Origin of the sequence: Myceligenerans crystallogenes, assembly GCF_039529775.1 — a bacterium.
Classification (GTDB): Bacteria; Actinomycetota; Actinomycetes; order Actinomycetales; family Cellulomonadaceae; genus Myceligenerans; species Myceligenerans crystallogenes.
Genome location: NZ_BAAANL010000001.1, coordinates 934,293 through 956,238 on the forward strand (window position 1 = coordinate 934,293; position 21,946 = coordinate 956,238).

Annotated in this window: 2 protein-coding genes; both read left to right on the top strand. The window is 77.0% G+C overall.

Annotated features, from left to right (window positions below; all coding sequences use genetic code 11):
- Nucleotides 1–59 precede the first annotated feature (59 nt).
- The gene (locus tag ABD208_RS03895) at nt 60–13,274 is read left to right on the top strand and encodes an SDR family NAD(P)-dependent oxidoreductase (RefSeq protein ID WP_344099681.1); all 13,215 of its coding nucleotides are present in this window, start codon (nt 60–62) and stop codon (nt 13,272–13,274) included.
- A gap of 37 nt (nt 13,275–13,311) precedes the next feature.
- Nucleotides 13,312–21,930 carry a type I polyketide synthase gene (locus tag ABD208_RS03900; protein WP_344099683.1) on the top strand — a complete coding sequence of 2,873 codons (8,619 nt, stop codon included), beginning with the start codon at nt 13,312–13,314 and terminating at the stop codon, nt 21,928–21,930.
- The last annotated feature ends 16 nt before the right edge of the window (nt 21,931–21,946 follow it).

The window sequence follows — 21,946 nt, forward strand, 5'->3', positions numbered from 1 at the left end:
TACCAAGTGATGACCTGTGAGGCTGGAGGTCTACGGGGTCGCCGGGCTAGTTTTCCGGCGTGTCGACAATCATCGATGGTCAGACGGCGATTGCGGTCACCGGGATTTCCTGCCGCCTACCCGGCGCGGGGAATCCGGGCGAACTCTGGGACCTGCTCCGGCAGGGCCGCGACGCGATCCGCGAGATGCCCCCGGAGCGGCGCGGGCCCGGCGGCGCGCGCTGGGGTGCGTACCTCGACCAGGTCGACGCCTTCGACCCGGCCTTCTTCGGCATCTCGCCGCGGGAGGCCGCCGTCATGGACCCGCAGCAGCGGCTGGCCCTCGAACTGGTCTGGGAGGCGCTGGAGGACGCGGCCGTCGTCCCCGGCACCCTGACCGGCAGCCCGACGGCCGTCTACGTCGGCGCGCACCGCGACGACTACGCCGCCCTCACCTACCAGCAGGGCGCCGGCGCGATCACCCAGCACACCTTCACCGGGGTCAACCGGGGAGTCATCGCGAACCGGGTCTCGCACACCCTCGGCCTGCGCGGCCCGAGCCTGACCGTCGACTCGGCGCAGTCGTCCGGCCTCGTCGCGGTCCATCTCGCCTGCGACGAGCTGCGCTCCGGCCGGTCCACCCTGGCCGTCGCGGCCGGCGTCAACCTCAACCTGCTGGCCGAGGCGGCCGTGACGGCCGAGCGGTTCGGCGGGCTGTCGCCGGACGGGACCGCCTACGTCTTCGACGCCCGCGCCAACGGCTTCGTCCGCGGCGAGGGCGGCGGCGCCGTCGTCCTGAAGCCCCTCGAGCGGGCGCTCGCGGACGGCGACCGCGTCTACGGCGTCATCCGCGGCAGCGCCGTCAACAACGACGGCCCCGCGGACGGCCTGACCGTCCCCAGCGCGACCGCGCAGGAGCAAGTGCTCCGCGCCGCCTATGCCGCGGCGGGGATCGAGCCCGCGGCGGTGCGGTACGTGGAGCTGCACGGCACCGGCACGCCCGTCGGCGACCCGATCGAGGCCGCCGCCCTGGGCGCCGTGCTGGGCGACGGGGGCGACCTGCCGGTGCGGGTGGGCTCGGTGAAGACCAACATCGGGCACCTGGAGGGCGCCTCCGGGGTGGCGGGCCTGCTCAAGGTCCTCCTCAGCCTGCACCACCGCGAGCTCCCGCCGAGCCTGAACTTCGCCACGCCGCACCCGGACATCCCGCTGGACCGGCTCGGCCTGGCAGTCCAGGACTCCCTGACCCCCTGGCCCGGTGCGGAGGGGCCCCTGGTCGCGGGCGTCAGCTCGTTCGGCATCGGGGGCACCAACGGCCACCTCGTGCTCACCGAGGCGCCGGCCGTGCCGCGCACGCCGCCGGCGGAGCAGCGCCCGCCGATCCCCTGGATCCTGGCGGCCCGCACCCCGCAGGCACTGTCCGCGCAGGCCGCCGCGCTCGGCTCCGCCGAGGGCAGCCCGGGGGACATCGGATGGTCGCTGGCCACCGGCCGGACCCGGTTCGCGCAGCGCGCGGTCGTGATCGGCGCCGACGACGCCGGGCTGCGCGCGGGGCTCGCCGCGCTGGCGGACGGCGCCGCCGCGCCCGGGACCGTGACCGGGTCCGTGACCCCGGGCACGACGGCGTTCCTGTTCACCGGCCAGGGCGCGCAGCGCACCGGCATGGGCGCGGGGCTCTACGAGCGGTACCCGGTGTTCGCCGCCGCGTACGACGCCGTCTGCGCCGAGTTCGATCACCTGCTGCCCGGCGACCTGCGGGACGTGATCGCAGGCGGCGACGAGCTGCACCGGACCGGCTGGACCCAGCCCGCCCTCTTCGCCCTGGAAGTGGCCCTGTTCCGGCTGGTGGAGTCCTGGGGGCTGCGCCCCGCGCGGCTGGCCGGCCACTCGATCGGCGAGCTGGCCGCCGCCCACTGCGCCGGCGTGCTCGACCTCGCGGACGCCTGCGCCCTGGTGGCCGCGCGGGCGCGGCTCATGGAGGCGCTGCCGCCCGGGGGCGCGATGCTCGCGGTCCAGGCGGCCGAGGACGACGTGCTGCCCCTGCTCACGGGCGATCTCGGGATCGCCGCGGTCAACGGCCCCACCGCCGTCGTCGTCTCCGGCGGGACCGGCCCGGCCGCGGAACTGGCCGCCGAGGCGGAGCGGCGCGGCTGGCGCACCCACCGCCTGACGGTCAGCCACGCCTTCCACTCGGCGCACATGGAGCCGATGCTCGACGAGTTCCGCCGGGTCGCGGAAGGCCTGACCTACCACCTCCCGTCCGTGCCGGTCGTCTCGACGGTGACCGGCCGGGCGGAGACCGACCTCCTGCGGTCGCCGGACTACTGGACCGACCAGGTGCGCCGTCCGGTGCGGTTCCTCGACGCGGTCCGCACCCTCGAGGCCGCCGGGACGTCGACCTACCTGGAGCTCGGGCCCGACGCCGTCGTCGCCGCCCTGGCCTCCGCGTCGCTGACCGCCCCGCAGGACGCCGTGTGCCTGCCGCTGCTGCGCGCCTCCCGCCCCGAGCCCGAGACCGCGCTGACCGCCGTCGCCGGGGCGTACGTCCGCGGCGCGGACGTCGACTGGGCGGCCTTCTTCGACGGCGCCACGAGGGTCCCGCTGCCCACCTACCCGTTCGAGCGCAGCCGGCACTGGCTGCCCGGCGGTCCCGGGGGCGCGGCCGGCCGTGCGGCCGGCGACCTGCTCACGGCCCGCCCGGAGCCGGACGACGCCGGCCGGCCCGCGCCGGAACCGGCCGCCGGCCCGGCGGCGGGTGCCACCGGGCCCGGCCCGGGCTCCCGCCGCCCGGCGGGCGCCGTCCAGGACCTCGTCCTGGCCGAGGCCGCCGCCGTGCTCGAGTACGCGCCGGGGCAGCGGGTCGAGGCGACCCTGCCCTTCAAGGAACTGGGCTTCGACTCGATGATGTCCGTCGAGCTGCGCGACCGGCTCGCCCGGGCCACCGGGCTCGGCCTGCCGAGCGGGCTGCTGTTCGACCACCCCACCCCGGCGGACCTGATCGGGCACCTCACCGCCGAGCTCGCCGGTGAGATCGAGGACGCCGCGCCGTCGCGGACCACCTCCGGCGACGACGACCCGATCGCGATCGTCGGCATGGCCTGCCGGTACCCGGGCGGCGTCGCCTCGCCCGAGGACCTCTGGCGGCTCGTCGCCGAGGGCCGCGACGCCACCTCCGCCTTCCCGGCCGACCGCGGCTGGGACGTGGACCTGCCCGTCACCCGCGGCGGGTTCCTGCACGACGCCGGCTTGTTCGACGCCGCGTTCTTCGGCATCTCGCCCCGCGAGGCCCTGGCCATGGACCCGCAGCAGCGCATCCTGCTCGAGCTGGCCTGGGAGGCCGTCGAGCGCGCGGGCCTGGACCCGCGCACCCTGCGGGGCAGCCGCACCGGGGTGTACGTCGGCGCCACCACGCTCGACTACGGCCCCCGGATGCACGAGGCCCCGGCCGAGGTGGAGGGGCAGGTCCTCACCGGCAGCACCAGCAGCGTGATGTCCGGCCGCATCGCCTACCAGCTCGGCCTGAACGGACCCGCGGTCACGGTCGACACCGCCTGCTCGTCGTCCCTCGTGGCGATGCACCTGGCCGTCCGGTCCCTGCGTTCGGGGGAGACCGGGCTGGCGCTCGCGGGCGGCGCCACGGTGATGTCCGGGCCCGGCATGTTCGTGGAGTTCACCCGGCAGGGCGGCCTCGCCCTCGACGGGCGCTGCAAGCCCTTCGCCGCCGGGGCGGACGGCACGGCCTGGGCCGAGGGCGCCGGCCTGCTCCTGCTGGAGCGACTCTCGGACGCCCGGCGCAACGGGCACCCGGTGCTCGCGGTGATCCGGGGCTCCGCCATCAACCAGGACGGCGCGTCCAACGGCCTCACGGCCCCCAACGGCCTGGCCCAGCGCCGGGTCATCCGCGACGCGCTCGCCGACGCCGGGCTCGCCCCCGCCGACGTCGCCGCGGTCGAGGCGCACGGCACGGGCACGAAGCTCGGCGACCCCATCGAGGCCGAGGCGCTCATCGCGGCCTACGGCGACCGCGCCGCCGGCGCGCCGCTGTACCTGGGCTCCCTCAAGTCGAACGTCGGCCACGCCCAGGCCGCCGCCGGGGTCGGCGGCGTCATCAAGCTCGTCCAGGCGCTGCACGCCGAGACCCTGCCCAGGACCCTCCACGTCGACGCCCCCACGCCCCACGTCGACTGGTCGGCCGGGACCGTCAGCCTGCTCACCGCCCCGCGGCCCTGGCCCGCCTCGGACACCCCCCGCCGGGCCGCCGTCTCCTCCTTCGGCATCAGCGGCACGAACGCCCACCTCGTCCTGGAGGAGGCCCCGGCGCCCGCCCCGTCGTCCGGCGGCCCGGCGTCGTCGTCCGTGTCAGGTCCGACGACGTCGCCGGCGCCCGGCTCCGGGACGCCGGAACGCCCGGCCCCCGGCGCCGTGACGCCCGAGCGGCCGGACCCCGCCGCCGGCACCCCCGCGGTCCCGGTGCCCTGGGTCGTCTCGGCCCGCGACGACGCCGCGCTGCGCGCCCAGGCCGCCCGGCTCCGGGACGCCGCCGGCACGCAGGCCGTGGACGGCGTCGGGCTCGCGCTCGCGAGCGGGCGCACGCTGTTCGAGGAGCGCGCCGTCGTCGTCGGCCACGACCGGGCCGAACTGCTCGCCGGGCTGGACGCCCTCGCCGCGGGCGACGCCGCCCTGCGCGGCACGGCGCAGGAGGGCTCCACGGCGTTCCTGTTCACCGGTCAGGGCGCGCAGCGCCTGGGCATGGGGCGCGAGCTGTACGCCGCCTTCCCGGTGTTCGCCGCCGCGCTCGACGAGGTGGCCGCCCTGCTGGACGCGCACCTGGACCGTCCGCTGCTCGGCGTCGTCTTCGGGGACGACGCCGCCGCGCTCGACCGCACCGACCTGGCCCAGCCCGCGCTGTTCGCCCTCGAGGTGGCGCTCGCGCGGCTCCTGGCGGCGCACGGGCTCGTCCCGGACCTGGTCGCCGGGCACTCGATCGGCGAGTACGCGGCGGCACATGTCGCCGGCGTGATGTCGCTCGAGGACGCCGCGCGGCTGGTCGCGGCCCGGGGGCGGCTGATGCAGAGCGCCCCGGCCGGCGGTGCCATGACCGCCATCCAGGCGACCGAGGACGAGGTCGTCACCGACGGACGCACCACGGTGCTGGCCGCGGTGAACGCGCCGGAGTCGGTGGTCGTCGCCGGGGACGCCGACGCCGTCCGCGCCCTCGCCGAGGACTGGCGCGGCCGCGGCCGCCGGGTCAAGGAGCTGCGCGTCAGCCACGCCTTCCACTCGCCCCACATGGACCCGGTCCTGGCGGACTTCCAGCGGGTCGTGGAGTCCGTGACCCTCAACGAGCCGTCGATCCCGCTGGTCTCGACGCTGACCGGGGCGCTCGCGGCCCCCGGCGAGCTGACCGACCCGACCTACTGGGTGCGGCAGATCCGCAGGACCGTCCGGTTCGCCGACGCGGCGGCGGCGTCGGCCGCCCACGGCGCGGTCCGGTTCGTGGAGGTCGGCCCCGACGCCGTCCTGGCCGGGCTCGTCCCCGGGGCGGTCCCGCTGCTCCGGGCCGGGCGCCCGGAACCCGAGAGCGTCGTGCGGGCGCTGTCGTCCGCGCTGGCCGACGGCGCCCCGGTCGACCTGGCGCCCTTCTTCCCCGGCGCGGTTCCGGCCGAGCTCCCGACCTACGCCTTCCAGCGCGAGCACTTCTGGCTGCGCCCCGCCGAGCGCGCCGACGCGCTCGGCCTCGGCCAGGAACCGGGCACCCACCCGTTCCTCTCCGCGACGGTCTCCCTGGCGGACCGGGACGAGCACGTGCTCACGGGCCGGGTCAGCCGCTCCGCCTGGCCGTGGCTCGCCGACCACGCCGTCGGCGGTGCCGTGCTCCTGCCGGGCACGGCCTTCCTCGACCTCGCCGTGGCCGCCGCCGGCGGCACGGGCACCGGCACGCTCGGCGAGCTCACGCTGGAGGCCCCGCTGTTCCTCGCGTCGGACGCCGCCGTGCCGGTCCAGGTCACGATCTCCGCGCCCGACGCCGCCGGGACCCGCCGCCTCACCCTGCACAGCCGGGACGGCGACGACTGGACCCGGCACGCCTCGGGCACGGTGGTCCCGGCCGCGTCGCCCGCCCCGGTGGCCGCCGCGGACGACGAACTGCGCAGCTGGCCCCCGGCCGGCGCCGTCGCCGAACCGCTCGGCGACCTCTACGACCGCCTGGCCGCGCTGGGCTACGACTACGGGCCCGCCTTCCAGGGCGTCCGCGGCCTCTGGCGGCGTGGCGACACCGTGTTCGCTGAGGTCGCGCTGACCACCGAGGCGGGACCGTTCGGGCTGCACCCCGCCCTCCTGGACGCGGTGCTGCACCCGGTCGTGCTCGACCTGGCCCAGGACGGCCGGGTCTGGCTGCCCTTCACCTGGTCGGACGTCCGCGTGCACCGCCCGGGCGCCGCGACGGCCCGGGTCCGGGTCACGCCGAACGGCCCCGGGGACGTGGCCATCGCGCTGGCCGACGACGCCGGCGCGCCGCTCGCGTCCGTCGGCTCCCTGGTGCTGCGGCCGGCCGCCGCGACGTCCGCGCCCGGTTCCCTGCTCACGCTCGGCTGGCAGCCGGTGGAGGCCGGCGCCGTCGTCGAGGCGGGTGCCGCCGAGCCGGGCGGCGCCGAGTACGTCGTGGTCGACCTGGACGGTCCCGGCCCGCACGAGAACGCGCACCAGGCTCTTGCCGCCGTCCGCACTCACCCGGAGACCGACCCGCGCCCGCTGGTCCTGGTCACCCGCGGAGCCGTCGCGGTCGCCCCCGGCGACCCGCTGCCCGCGGTCGGGCAGGCGGCCGCGTGGGGCCTGGCCCGTACCGCGCAGTCCGAGTACCCCGGCCGCGTCGTCGTCGTCGACGTCGAGTCCGACGACGACGTCGCGCCGGCCGTCGCCTCCGGCGAACCGCAGGTCGCGGTGCGCGGCGGGCAGCTCTACGCGCCGCGCCTGGAGGCGGCGCCCGCCGCCCCGGACACCGCCGCCCCGTTCGGCCCGGACGGCACCGTGCTCGTGACCGGCGGGACCGGTGGCCTGGGGCGCATCCTCGCGCGTCACCTGGCCGAGCGGCACGGCGTCGTCGACCTGCTGCTGGTCAGCAGGCGCGGGGCCGACGCGCCGGGCGCGGCCGAGCTGGTCGCGGAGCTGACCGCGCTGGGTGCGCGGCCGGTCGTGGCCGCCGCCGACCTGAGCGACGCGGGCGCCGTCCGCGACCTGCTCGCCGGGATCCCCGCCGACCGGCCGCTGACCGCGGTGCTGCACGCCGCCGGCGTCGTCGCGGACGGAACCCTGGCCGCGCTCGACCCGGCGTCGATCGACGCGGTGCTGCGGCCCAAGGCCGACGCCGCCCGGATCCTGCACGACCTGACCCTCTCGTCCCCGCTGCGGGCGTTCGTGCTGTTCTCCTCGGTCACCGGCCTGACCGGGACCGCCGGGCAGGGCGCCTACGCCGCGGCCAACACCTACCTGGACGCGCTCGCGCTGCACCGCGCCGGGCTCGGCCTGCCCGCCACCTCCCTGGCCTGGGGCCTCTGGGCCGACGGGATGGGCGAGGCGCTCGGCGAGGCGGACCTCGCCCGGTGGCGCAGGTCCGGGTTCCTGCCGCTCGCCGCGGACGAGGGGCTGCGGCTGTTCGACGCCGCGCTCGCGGACGGCGGGCCCGTGCTCTCGCCCGTCGCCCTGGACCGCGCCGCGCTGCGGACGCTCGGCGCCGACGCCCCCGCGATCCTGCGCGGCCTCGTCCCCGCCCGGGCCCGGCGCGCGGCCCCGGCCGTCGCGGCCGGGGCGTGGCCGGACGCGATGCGCGAGCTGGCGGCCGCGGAGCGCGAGGAGGCGGTGCTGACCCTGGTCCGCACCACCGTCGCCGGCGTCCTCGGGCACGCGGGCGCCGCGAGCGTCCCGGCCCGGCGCGCGTTCCGCGACCTCGGCTTCGACTCCCTGGCGGGCGTGGAGCTCCGCAACCGGCTCGCGAGCGCGACGGGCCTCCCGCTCCCGGCGACCGTCGTCTTCGACCACCCCTCGCCGACGGCGCTCGCCGCCTACCTGCTCACGCGGGTCGACGGCCCGGCCCGGGCCGTGGTCCGCGCCAGGACGTCGGCCGCGGACGACGATCCCGTGGCGATCGTGGGCATGGCGTGCCGGTTCCCGGGCGGCGTCGGCTCGCCGGAGGACCTGTGGAAGCTGGTGACCGAGGGGACCGACGCGGTGTCCGGCTTCCCGGTGAACCGCGGCTGGGACCTCGGCGCCCTGTACGACCCCGATCCCGAGCACCCCGGCACCTCGTACGTGCGCGAGGGCGGCTTCCTGCACGACGCCGACCTGTTCGACGCCGACTTCTTCGGGATCTCCCCGCGGGAGGCGACCGCCACCGACCCCCAGCAGCGGCTGCTGCTGGAGGTGGCGTGGGCCGCCTGGGAGCACGCCGGGATCGTCCCGGCGTCGCTGCGGGGGAGCGGCACCGGCGTGTTCGTCGGCGCCATGTACGACGACTACGCGTCCCGGCTGGCGCTGGCCCCCGAGGAGTTCGAGGGCTTCCTGCTGGCGGGCAACCTCTCCAGCGTCGTGTCCGGGCGCCTCGCCTACACCTACGGTCTGGAGGGCCCGGCCGTCACCGTCGACACGGCGTGCTCGTCGTCGCTCGTGGCGCTGCACCTTGCCGCCGCCGCGCTGCGCAACGGGGAGTGCGACCTGGCGCTCGCCGGCGGCGTGACCGTGATGTCGTCGCCGAACACCTTCGTCGAGTTCTCCCGGCAGCGCGGCCTGTCGCCGGACGGGCGGTGCAAGTCGTTCGGGGCGGGCGCGGACGGCACGGGCTGGTCCGAGGGCGTGGGCCTGCTCGTGGTCGAGCGGCTCTCGGACGCCCGCCGGAACGGCCACCGCGTGCTGGGCGTGCTCAAGGGTTCGGCGGTGAACCAGGACGGTGCGTCGAACGGTCTGACGGCGCCGAACGGCCCGGCGCAGGAGCGGGTCATCCGCCAGGCGCTGGCCAACGCCGGGCTGGAGCCCGGGGACGTGGACGCGGTGGAGGCGCACGGCACGGGTACCCGCCTCGGGGACCCGATCGAGGCGCAGGCGCTGCTGGCCACCTACGGTCAGGATCGCGACGAGCCGTTGTGGCTGGGTTCGCTGAAGTCGAACATCGGCCACGCGCAGGCTGCCGCGGGCGTGGGCGGCATCATCAAGATGCTGGAGGCGATGCGGCACGGCGTCCTGCCCCGGACCCTGCACGCGCAGGAGCGTTCGCCGCACATCGACTGGTCCACGGGATCCGTGGAACTCCTCACCCAGGAGCGGGCGTGGCCGGAGACCGGGCGTCCGCGCCGGGCTGCGGTGTCGTCGTTCGGGATCAGCGGCACCAACGCGCACGTCGTCCTCGAGGCGCCGGAGCCGGAGGCCGCCGAGCCGGCCGGGGCCCCCGAGGCCGCGGCGCCGTCGGCCCTGCTGCCGTGGGTGCTGTCGGCCCGGAGCGAGCCGGCGCTGCGTGCCCAGGCGGAGCGCCTGCTGCTCGCCGCCGGCACCGGACCCGACCTGCAGGTCGGCCGTACGCTCGCCGAGCGGACGCGGTTCGAGCACCGTGCCGTCCTCGTCGGCGCCGACCGGACCGCCGCGCTGACCGCCCTGGCCATGGGCCAGGAGGTGCCGTGGCTGGTCACCGGCGTGGAGCGCGAGGGCGGGACCGCTTTCGTGTTCACGGGTCAGGGGAGTCAGCGCCTCGGGATGGGGCGTGAGCTGTACGGGTCGGAGCCGGTGTTTGCGTCGGCGTTCGACGACGTCTGCGCGCATCTGGACCCGATGCTCGAGCGCCCGCTGCGGGACGTGCTGTTCGCGTCCGGGCCCGGTGAGGGTGCGGACGGCGGTCCGGCCGGGGACTCGGCGGACGCCGCTCTGTTGGATCAGACGGTGTTCGCTCAGGCGGCGCTGTTCGCGGTGGAGACGGCTCTGTTCCGGCTGGTGGAGAGCTTCGGGGTGCGTCCGGACTTCCTGCTGGGTCATTCGATCGGTGAGGTGACCGCCGCGCACGTGGCCGGGGTGCTTGACCTGGCCGATGCATGTGCGCTGGTCGCCGCTCGTGGTCGGCTGATGCAGTCGGCTCCCGCGGGTGGGGCGATGGTCGCGATCGAGGCGTCCGAGGACGACGTCACCCCGACCCTGGTCCCGGGTGTGGAGATCGCCGGGATCAACGGTCCGACGGCCGTGGTCGTGTCCGGTGATGTCGAGGCCGCCGAGCAGGTCGCGCAGATCTGGCGTGAGCGTGGCCGCAGGGTCAAGCGGCTCTCGGTGTCGCACGCGTTCCACTCCGCGCACATGGACGGGATCCTGGCGGAGTTCGAGGAGACGATCTCGTCGCTCACGTTCCGTGAACCGTCGATCCCGGTCGTCTCCAACGTGACCGGCCAGGCCGCCACCGAGCTGACCGTGCCCGCGTACTGGTCCCGTCAGATCCGTTCGGCGGTCCGGTTCCACGACGGCGTCGAGACCCTGCAGGCGGCGGGCGTCGTCCGCTACCTCGAGCTCGGCCCCGACGGCGTCCTCAGCGCCCTCGTCCCGGACACCGCGGCCCCCGCCCTGCGCGCCGGCCGCCCCGAGCGGGAGACGTTCCTGGCCGCCCTCGCCGTCGTGCACGCCGACGGCGCCGGCGTCGACTGGCTCACCGCGTTCGACCGGCACGAGGCCGGCACCGTCGAGCTGCCCACCTACCCGTTCCAGCGCAGCCGCCACTGGCTCGAGGCCGCCGCGGACGGGTACCCGCTGCTCGGCGCGCCCGTCGGCCTGGCGGGCCGGGACGAGCAGGTGCTCAGCGGCACCGTCTCCCGCGCCGCGCTGCCCTGGACCGCGGACCACACCGTGGGCGGCGCGACCCTGTTCCCGGGCACCGGCTTCGTGGAGCTGGCCGTCCGGGCCGCCGAGCTCACCGGCGGCGGCCACCCGGACGACCTGACCCTGACCGCGCCCCTGGTGCTGTCGGCCCGCGAGGCGACCGAGCTCCAGGCCGTGGTCACCGCCGACGGCGACCAGCGCGGCATCGAGATCTTCGCCCGCACCGGCGACCGGCCGTGGACGTCCCACGCCCGGGGGGTGCTGACCACGGAGGACGACGCCGCCGCCGCGCCCTTCGCCGGCCTGGTCTGGCCGCCGCCGGGCGCGACCGAGGTCGACCTCGACGGCGTGTACGACCGGCTCGGCGACCGCGGCTACGCCTACGGCCCCGCGTTCCAGGGCCTGCGCAAGCTGTGGCGGGACGGCGACGACCTGTACGCCGAGGTGGGCGGCGCGGACGGCCCCTACGCCCTGCACCCGGCGCTCCTGGACGCCGCGCTGCACCCGCTCCTGCCCGGCGTCGCCGGCGAGCCCGGCCCGAACTGGGTCCCGTTCTCCTGGTCCGGCGTCCGCGTGCACCGCACGGGCGTGACCGCCGCCCGGGTGCGGATCACCGTGCTCGCCGACGCCCCCGACTCCCGCGAGGTGTCCCTCGCCCTGTTCGACGACGCCGGGTCGCCGGTCGCCGAGGTGGCGTCCCTGACGCTGCGCCCGCTGACCACCGCGGGCCTGCGCGCCGGCCTCGAGGGGCTGTCGTACGTGGGCTGGGCGCCGGTCGCGCGCCCCGACGCCGCGGCGGCGCCCGGCCCGGTCACGGTGCTGCGCCTGGACCGCAGGGATCCCGCGGAGGCCCGCGTGGCCGTGCGCGAGGTCCTGGAGCGGGTTCAGGAGCGGCTGCGGGAGGAGACCTCCCTCGAGCGCCGCCTGGTCGTGGTGACGAGCGGCGCGGTGGCGACCCGCCCGGACGAGGACGTCCCCGACCTGGCGCACGCCGGGGTCTGGGGCCTGCTCCGCTCGGCCCAGACCGAGAACCCCGACCGGATCGTGCTCGCCGACCTGGACGACCCGGACGCGGACCTCGATCCGCTCCTGGCCTCCGGCGAACCGCAGGTCGCCCTGCGCGACGGCGTGCTGCTGGCCCCGCGGATCGTGCGGACCACCCCGGCCGACGACGAACCGGAGACGTCCCTCTGGTCGGACGGCACCGTCCTGATCAGCGGCGCCACCGGCACGCTCGGCCAGGTCCTGGCCCGGCACCTGGTCACGGCACACGGCGCCCGCCGGCTGCTGCTCCTGAGCCGCCGGGGCGCGGACGCGCCCGGCGCGGCCGAGCTGGCGACGGAGCTGGCCGGCCTGGGCGCGGAGACCGCCTTCGCGGCCTGCGACCTCGCGGACCGGGACGCGCTGCGCGCCGTGCTGGCCGGCATCCCCGCGGACCGGCCGCTGCGCGCCGTCGTGCACACCGCCGGGATCGTCGACGACGGCGTCTTCGCGGACCTCGCCGCCGAACGGCTCGACGGGGTCCTGCTCCCGAAGATCGAGGCCGCCTGGAACCTGCACGAGCTCACCCTCGACCAGGACCTCACGGCCTTCGTCCTCTACTCCTCGGTCGCCGGCCTGCTGGGCACCGCGGGCCAGGCCAACTACGCCGCGGGCAACACGTTCCTGGACGCCCTGGCCCAGCACCGGCGGGCGCACGGCCGCCCCGCGACGTCCCTGGCCTGGGGCCTGTGGGCGCAGTCCAGCTCGATGACCGACCAGCTCGCCGACGTCGACCTGGTGCGGATGGCCCGCAGCGGCCTGGTCGCCCTGGAGTCGGGGGAGGCGATGGCCTTGTTCGACGCGGCGCACGGCGCCGGGCACCCGGTGCTGGCCGTCACGCGGTTCGACACCTCGGTGCTCGGCCCGGAGTCGGCGCCCGTCATGCTGCGCGGCATGGTCCGCGCCCCGGCGAGGGCCGCGTCCGCCGGACCCGCGGGCGGCTCCCTGGCCGACCGCCTGGCGGCGCTGCCCGCGCCGGACCGGCGGCGCGCGGTGCTCGAGCTGGTCGTGGCCCAGGTCGCGAGCGTCCTCGGGCACGCGGACGGCGGCGGCGTCGGCCCGGACCGGGCGTTCCGTGACCTCGGGTTCGACTCGCTGACCGCGGTCGAGCTGCGCAACCGGCTCGGCAAGGCGACCGGCCTCCGGCTGCCGACCACGCTCGTCTTCGACCACCCGAACCCGGACGCCGTCGCCGGCTACGTCCTCGGCCAGCTCGAGGTCGACCGGCCCGCCCCGGTCCTGGCCGAGCTGGACCGGCTCCGGCCGCTGCTCGCCGACGCCCTGGCCGGCGAGGAGCACCGGGAGCAGGTCGCCCGGATGCTGCGCGCCCTGCTGGACGACGGCGGCGACGACCGGACCGACGACCTGGCCACGGCCAGCGACGAGGACCTCTTCGCCCTCGTCGACGGCCTCGACTGACCCCTTGCCCTGCCTCGACTCGCGGAAGTGAACCCCCATGGCTGACGAGCAGAAACTGCGCGACTACCTGAAGCGAGCCATCGCCGATGCCCAGGAGGCACGCAAGCGGCTCCAGGACCTGGAGGACCGGCGGCAGGAGCCGATCGCCGTCGTCGGCATGGCGTGCCGGTATCCCGGCGGCGTCGAGTCGCCGGAGGACCTGTGGCGGCTGGTCGCCGAGGGCACCGACGCCGTGTCCGGGTTCCCGGTGAACCGCGGCTGGGACCTGGAGAGCCTGTACGACGCCGATCCGTCGCGCCCGGGCACGTCCTACATCCGCGAGGGCGGCTTCCTGCACGACGCCGACCTGTTCGACGCCGAGCTGTTCGGCCTGTCCCCGCGCGAGGCCCTGGCCCTCGACCCGCAGCAGCGCCTGCTGCTGGAGAGCGCCTGGGAGGCGTTCGAGCGGGCGGGGATGGACCCGCGCGGGCTGCGCGGCAGCCGCACCGGCGTCTTCGCCGGAGTCATGTACAACGACTACGGCTCCCGGCCGCACCTGCCGCCGGAGGATGAGGGATACCTGTTCAACGGCAGCGCGGGGAGCGTCGCGTCGGGCCGGCTGTCGTACACGTTCGGGCTGGAGGGCCCGGCGGTGTCGGTGGACACCGCGTGCTCGTCGTCGCTGGTGGCGCTGCACCTCGCGGCCGCCGCGCTGCGCAACGGGGAGTGCGACCTGGCGCTGGCGGGCGGGGTCGCGGTGATGTCCACGCCGGTGGCGTTCGTGGAGTTCTCGCGGCAGCGGGGCCTGGCGATGGACGGGCGGTGCAAGTCCTTCGCGGCGGCCGCGGACGGCACGGGCTGGGCCGAGGGTGTGGGCCTGCTGGTGGTGGAGCGGTTGTCCGACGCGGTGGCCAAGGGCCACCGGATCCTCGGCGTGCTCAGGGGTTCGGCGGTGAACCAGGACGGTGCGTCGAACGGTCTGACGGCGCCGAACGGCCCGGCGCAGGAGCGGGTCATCCGCCAGGCGCTGGCGAACGCCGGGCTGGAGCCCGGGGACGTGGACGCCGTGGAGGCGCACGGGACGGGGACGAAGCTGGGCGACCCGATCGAGGCCCAGGCGCTGCTGGCCACGTACGGGCGGGACCGCCAGGAGCCGCTGTGGCTGGGGTCCCTCAAGTCGAACATCGGCCACGCGCAGGCTGCCGCGGGTGTCGGCGGGATCATCAAGATGCTGGAGGCCATGCGGCACGGCGTCCTGCCCCGGACGCTCCACGTGGACGCCCCGTCCCCGCACGTCGACTGGTCGGCCGGGGCGGTGGAGCTGCTGACCGAGGAGCGGGCGTGGCCGGAGACGGGCCGTCCGCGCCGGGCTGCGGTGTCGTCGTTCGGCATCAGCGGCACCAACGCCCACGTCATCCTGGAGGCCCCGCCGGAGCCCGCGCCCGCGGAGCCGGTCCCGGGTCCCGCGGAGCGGATCACCGCCGGCCCGGCGGACCCGGCCGCGCCGGGCGGGCCGGACCCCGCCGTCCTGCCCCTGTCCGCCCCGGACGACGCCGCGCTCCGCGACCAGGCCGCCCGCCTGGCCCGGCACCTGCGCGACCGGCCCGGGATCTCGCCCGCCGCCGCCGGCCGCGCCCTCGCGGAGACCCGCACCCGGTTCGACCGGCGCGCGGCCGCGATCGGGCCGGACCGCGCGGCGGTCCTGACGGCCCTGGACGCGCTCGCCGCGGGCGAGGCCACCTCCGTGGACGCCCGCGACACGACGGCCTTCCTGTTCACGGGTCAGGGGAGTCAGCGTCCGGGGATGGGGCGTGAGCTGTACGGGTCGGAGCCGGTGTTCGCGTCGGCGTTCGACGACGTGTGCCGTCATCTGGACCCGATGCTGGAGCGTCCGCTGCGCGAGGTGCTGTTCGCGGACGACGCCGCCGGCTCGGGTGATGTCGCGGTGGGCTCGGCTGACGCGGCCGGGGACGCCGCCCTGCTGGATCAGACCGTGTTCGCCCAGGCGGCGTTGTTCGCCGTCGAGACGGCTCTGTTCCGGCTGGTGGAGTCCTTCGGGGTGCGTCCGGACTTCCTGCTGGGTCATTCGATCGGTGAGGTGAGCGCCGCGCATGCGGCCGGGGTGCTGGATCTCGCGGACGCGTGCGCGATGGTGGCTGCCCGTGGTCGCCTGATGCAGTCGGCCCCGGCCGGTGGCGCGATGGTCGCGGTCGAGGCGTCGGAGGACGACGTCACGCCGACCCTGGTTTCGGGCGTCGAGATCGCCGGGATCAACGGCCCGACGGCCGTCGTCGTCTCCGGTGACGTCGACGCCGCCGAGCAGGTCGCCCAGATCTGGCGTGAGCGTGGCCGCCGGGTCAAGCGGCTTTCGGTGTCGCACGCGTTCCACTCGGCGCACATGGACGGCATCCTCGCGGAGTTCGAGGCCACGATCTCGTCGCTCACGTTCCGTGAGCCGTCGATCCCGGTCGTCTCCGACGTGACCGGCCAGATCGCCACCGAGCTGACGTCGCCCGCGTACTGGTCCCGGCAGATCCGATCGGCGGTCCGGTTCCACGACGGCGTCCAGACCCTGCAGGCCGCAGGCGTCGTCCGCTACCTCGAGCTCGGCCCCGACGGCGTCCTCAGCGCACTGCTGCCCGACGCCGTCCCCGCCCTGCGCGCCGGCCGCCCCGAGCGCACGACGTTCCTCACCGCGCTCGCCACCGTCGCCCCCGACTGGCGGACGTACTACGCCCGGACGCCCGGCGCCCCGGTCGAGCTGCCCACCTACGCGTTCCAGCGGCGCAGCTACTGGCTGCACCAGGTCGCCTCCGGCGACGCGTCCGGTCTCGGGCTCGACGCCACCGGCCACCCGCTGCTCGGCGGCGCCCTGCCCGCCGCCGACCGCGACGAGATCCGCCTGACCGGCCGGATCTCCCGGAACCACCCGGCCTGGCTCGCCGACCACACCGTCCACGGCGCCGCGATCCTGCCCGGCACCGCGCTGCTGGAGCTGGCCGCCTGGGCCGGGGACCGCATCGGGTTCGGCACGGTCGCCGAGCTCACCCATGCCGCCCCCGTCGTCCTGGGGGAGCGGGGGGCGCTGCGCCTGCAGTGCGTCATCGGCCCGGACGACGGCGGCACCCGCCGCATCGGCCTCTGGTCCCGCGCCGACGGCGCCGAGACCTGGACGCCGCACGCCACCGGCACCCTGACCGACGCCGCACCGCCGGCCGACGAGGACCTGCTGTCCTGGCCGCCCGAGGGCGCCGACGAGATCGACCTCACCGACGTGTACGAGCGCGTCGCCGCCGACGGCTACGGCTACGGCCCCGCCTTCCGGAACCTGCGCCGGCTCTGGCGCCGCGGCGGCGACCTCTTCGCGGAGGTCGGGCCCGCCGAGCTCGGCACCGGACACCTGGTGCACCCGGCGCTGCTCGACGCCGCGCTGCACCCGCTCCTGCCCGGCGTGACCCCGGGGCGCGACACCGCCCTGCTCCCCTTCTCCTGGACGGGAGTGCGCCTCCGCGCCGCCGGGACCGGGGCGCTCCGCGTCCGGCTCACCCCCGGCGACGGCGACACCGTCGCGCTCCTCATCGCGGACGGCAGCGGCCTGCCCGTCGCCTCGGCGGAGTCCCTGGCCCTGCGGCCGCTGTCCGCCGCGGACCTCCGCGCCCCGGGCCGCGACAGCCTCCTGGAGGTCGTCTGGGAGCCCGCCGGGCCGGCGGCGTCGTCCGGGCGCCTCGCGGTCCTGGGCGAGGACCGCCTGGGTCTGCCCGCCGGCACCCCGCTCGTTCCCGGCCTGGCCGCCCTGACCGACGTGCCCGACGTCGTCGTCCTGCCCGTTCCCTTCACGGACGGCACCGTCTCCGCCGGCGACGGGGCCGTCTCCGCCGAGAGCGACGCCGCCCCGGCCCAGGGCGGCACCGCCTCCGCCGGGGACCGCGGCGTCCCCGCCGGCGACGGCGCCGGTCCGGCGGAGCGTGCCCGGGCCGCCGTCCACCACGTCCTGGCCGTCCTGCAGGAGTGGCTCGCCGACCCGCGGTACGCCCACGCCCGCCTGGCCGTCGTGACCCGCGCGGGCGACCTCGCCCGGTCCGGCGTCACGGGCCTGGTGCGTGCGGCGCAGACCGAGCACCCCGGCCGCTTCCAGCTCGTCGAGCTGGACGCCCCCGGCCCGGCGCTGGGCGAGGCCCTGGCCGCCACGGCCCCGGAGACCGCCGTCCGCGGCGGCACGATCGTGGCACCGCGCCTGGCCCGGGTGCCGGCCGGGGCCGCCGAGGCGGCCCCGGTGGCCTGGGACCAGGGCACCGTGCTGATCACCGGCGCCACCGGTGCGCTGGGGTCGGCGCTCGCCCGGCACCTGGCCGGGCGGCACGGCGCCCGCCGGCTGCTGCTGGTCAGCCGCCGGGGCGCGGACGCGCCCGGCGCCGCCGAGCTGGCGGCCCAGCTGGCGGACCTGGGCGCGGAGGCCGTGTTCGCGGCCTGCGACCTGGCCGACCGCGACGGGCTCGCGGCCGTGCTGGCCGGCATCCCCGCGGACCAGCCGCTGTGCGCCGTCGTGCACACGGCCGGGATCGTCGACGACGGCACGCTCGCCGGGCTCACCCCCGAGCAGGCCGACCGGGTGCTCCGGCCGAAGGTCGACGCCGCCTGGAACCTGCACGAGCTGACGCTCGGCCAGGACCTCACGGCGTTCGTGCTGTACTCCTCGCTGGCCGGCCTGCTGGGCAACGCCGGGCAGGCGAGCTACGCGGCGGGCAACACCTTCCTGGACGCGCTCGCGGCGCACCGCCGGGAGCTGGGCCTGCCGGGTCTGTCGCTGGCCTGGGGCCTGTGGGCCGAGGGCAGCGAGCTGACCGGCGCGCTGACCGACGTCGACCGGCGGCGGCTGGCGGCGACCGGGATCGGCGCGCTGGAGACCGCGGCCGCCCTGGACCTGTTCGACGCCGGCGTCGGGCACGGCGGGCCGCTCCTCGCGCTGACCGGCCTGGACCCGGCGGCCGCGCGGGCAGCGGGCGGCGTGACCACGCCGATGCTGCGCGGGCTGCTGCCGGCGGCCCGCGCCGCGGGAGCCGCCGCCGGATCCGGCAGGTACGACGCGCTGGCGCCCCAGGAGCGGGCCGCGGCGCTGGCCGATCTCGTCCGGACCCGGGTCGCGGGCGTGCTCGGGCACGCCGACGCCGCCGGGCTCGACGGCGGCAGGCCCTTCCAGGAGCTGGGCTTCGACTCGCTGACCGCCGTCGAGCTGCGCAACCAGCTCGCCGCGGCCACGGGCCTGAGCCTGCCGAGCACCCTCGTCTTCGACTACCCGAGCGCGGACGCGCTCGCCGGGCACCTGGGCGACCTGCTCGCCGGGACGGAACGCGGCCCGGCCGTGACCGTCGCCCCGCGGGACGAACCCGTGGCGATCGTGGGCATGGCGTGCCGGTTCCCGGGCGGCGTCGGCTCGCCGGAGGACCTGTGGCGGCTGGTCGCCGAGGGCACCGACGCGGTGTCCGGGTTCCCGGAGAACCGCGGCTGGGACCTGGACTCCCTGTACGACCCGGACCCCGGCCACGCCGGCACCTCGACCACCCGGCACGGCGGCTTCCTGCACGACGCCGACCTGTTCGACCCCGAGTTCTTCGGGATCTCCCGGCGCGAGGCCCTGGCGACCGACCCGCAGCAGCGCCTGCTGCTGACCGCCGCCTGGGAGGCGCTGGAGCACGCGGGCATCGACCCCGCCGACCTGCGCGGCAGCCGGGGCGGCGTGTTCACCGGCATCATGTACCACGACTACGGGACGCTGACCCGGCCCGTCCCGGAGGACCTCGAGGGGTTCCTCGCGGGCGGCAGCGCGGGGAGCGTCGCGTCGGGCCGGCTGTCGTACACGTTCGGGCTGGAGGGCCCGGCGGTCTCGGTGGACACCGCGTGCTCGTCGTCGCTCGTGGCGCTGCACCTGGCCGCGGCCTCGCTGCGCAGCGGCGAGAGCGACCTGGCCCTCGCCGGGGGCGTGACCGTGATGTCCACCCCCACCGCGTTCGTGGAGTTCTCGCGGCAGCGCGGCCTGGCGCCCGACGGGCGGTGCAAGTCGTTCGGTGCCGGCGCGGACGGCACGGCCTGGGCCGAGGGCGTGGGCCTGCTGGTGGTCGAGCGGCTGTCCGACGCCGTGGCCAACGGGCACCGGATCTACGGCGTGCTCAAGGGCTCGGCCGTGAACCAGGACGGCGCGTCGAACGGTCTGACGGCGCCGAACGGCCCGGCCCAGGAGCGGGTCATCCGCCAGGCGCTGGCCAACGCCGGCCTGGAGCCGGGGGACATCGACGCGGTCGAGGCGCACGGGACCGGGACGAAGCTGGGTGACCCGATTGAGGCCCAGGCACTGCTCGCGACCTACGGGCAGGACCGGCGCGAGCCGCTCTGGCTCGGGTCCCTGAAGTCCAACATCGGTCACGCGCAGGCGGCGGCGGGCGTGGGCGGCATCATCAAGATGCTGCAGGCGATGCGGCACGGCGTGCTGCCGCGGACGCTGCACGCGCAGGAGCGTTCGCCGCACATCGACTGGTCGGCCGGGTCGGTGGAGCTGCTGACCGAGGAGCGGGCGTGGCCGGAGACCGGGCGTCCGCGGCGGGCTGCGGTGTCGTCGTTCGGCATCAGCGGCACGAACGCGCACGTCATCCTGGAGGCCCCGCCCGAGCCGGTACCGGCGCAGCCCGCGCCCGTGGAGCCCGTTCCCACGGGTGCGGCCGCCTCGGACGCGGCGGCCTGGCCGGTCTCCGGCCGCACCGCGCAGGCCGTCCGGGAGCAGGCGGCCCGCCTCCTCGACCACCTCCTGACCCACCCCGATCTGCCCGTCCCCGGCGTCTCCGCGGCCCTCGCCGTGCGGAGCCGCTTCGAGCACCGCGCGGTCGCCGTCGGGCAGGACCGTTCCGCCCTGCTCGACGCCCTGGCCGAGATCGCCCGCGGCGACACCGCCGTGACCGAGGCCCGGCCCGGCCGGACCGCGTTCGTGTTCACGGGTCAGGGGAGTCAGCGTCTCGGGATGGGGCGTGAGTTGTACGGGTCGGAGCCGGTGTTCGCGTCGGCGTTCGACGACGTCTGCCGTCACCTGGACCCGGCGCTGGGGCGTTCGCTGCGCGAGGTGCTGTTCGCGGGCGACGCCGCAGACGGTCCGGTGACCCCCGGCGGCAGCTCGGGCGATGCCGCAGGCGGCCCGGCCGGCGTGGACGGCGGCCCGGGTGAGGTGTCCGGAGACTCGGCTGCCGCTCTGGATCAGACCGTGTTCGCTCAGGCGGCGCTGTTCGCGGTGGAGACGGCCCTGTTCCGGCTGGTGGAGAGCTTCGGGGTGCGCCCCGACTTCCTGCTGGGGCACTCGATCGGTGAGGTGACCGCCGCGCACGCGGCCGGGGTGTTGGATCTGGCCGACGCGTGCGCGCTGGTGGCCGCCCGCGGGCGCCTGATGCAGTCCGCCCCGGCCGGTGGCGCGATGGTCGCGATCGAAGCCGCCGAGGAGGACGTCGTCGCGACGCTGGTCCCCGGCGCCGGGATCGCGGCGGTCAACGGCCCGGCGGCCGTCGTCGTCTCCGGGGACGACGCCGCCGCCGAGCAGATCGCGCAGGTGTGGCGCGACCGAGGGCACCGCGTCAAGCGGCTCTCGGTGTCGCACGCGTTCCACTCGGCGCACATGGACGGGATCCTCGCGGAGTTCGAGGAGACCATCTCGGGCCTGACGTTCCGTGAGCCGTCGATCCCGGTCGTGTCGAACGTGACGGGCGAGGTCGCGACGGAGCTGACCGTGCCCGCGTACTGGTCCCGTCAGATCCGTTCGGCGGTCCGGTTCCACGACGGCGTCGAGACCCTGCGGGTGGCGGGCGTCGTCCGCTACCTCGAGCTCGGCCCCGACGCCGTCCTCAGCGCCCTGCTGCCCGGTACCGCGGCCGCCGCCCTGCGCGCCCGGCGCCCGGAGCGGACCGCCCTGCTCACCGCCCTCGGCACCCTGCACGCCGACGGCCTGGACCTCGACTGGCGCCGCCTCGCGGCGGGACCCGCCGTCGAACTGCCCACCTACCCCTTCCAGACCCGGCGCTACTGGCTCGAGCCCACCCGGGCCGGGTCCGCCCCCGCCGGGCCCGCGCTGCCCGGCGAGCCGGAGCCCGGCGCGGGCGACGAGACCGGCGGGCCCGGGACGTCGTCGGACCTCCCCCTCACCGACCGCCTCCGCGACCTGTCGCCCCAGGAGCGCGGCCCGGAGGTCCTCGACCTCGTGCTCCGGCAGGTCAGCCACGTCCTGGGCGGGATGGCGGCGGCGCCGGACCGGCCGTTCCGCGACCTCGGCCTCGACTCGCTCACCGCCGTCGACCTCCGCAACCGGCTCGCGGCCGCCGCCCGCACCCCGCTGCCCGCGACGCTCGTCTGGGACCACCCGACCCCGGAGGCGCTCGCCGCGCGGCTGCTGGAACTGGTGCTGCCCGAGGACGGCCCGGCGGAACCGGGCCGGGCCGAGCTCGACCGGCTCGACGCCGTCGTCGCCGGGCTGGGCCAGGACGACGACGCGCGGTCGTCCCTGACCGTCCGGCTGCAGACCCTGCTGGCCCGGCTCACCGAGACGCCGGCCGCCGCCGGGGCGGCCGGCGTCGAGGAGCGGCTCGAGTCCGCGTCCGCCGACGAGATCTTCGACTTCATCGACAACGAGCTCGGCCGCACGGCCGGCTGACGCCCGCGGTCCGAGG

Excerpts from the sequence above, each read along its gene's own strand:
- ABD208_RS03900 (WP_344099683.1), top strand. The coding sequence starts at position 13,312 with ATGGCTGACGAGCAGAAACTGCGCGACTACCTGAAGCGAGCCATCGCC.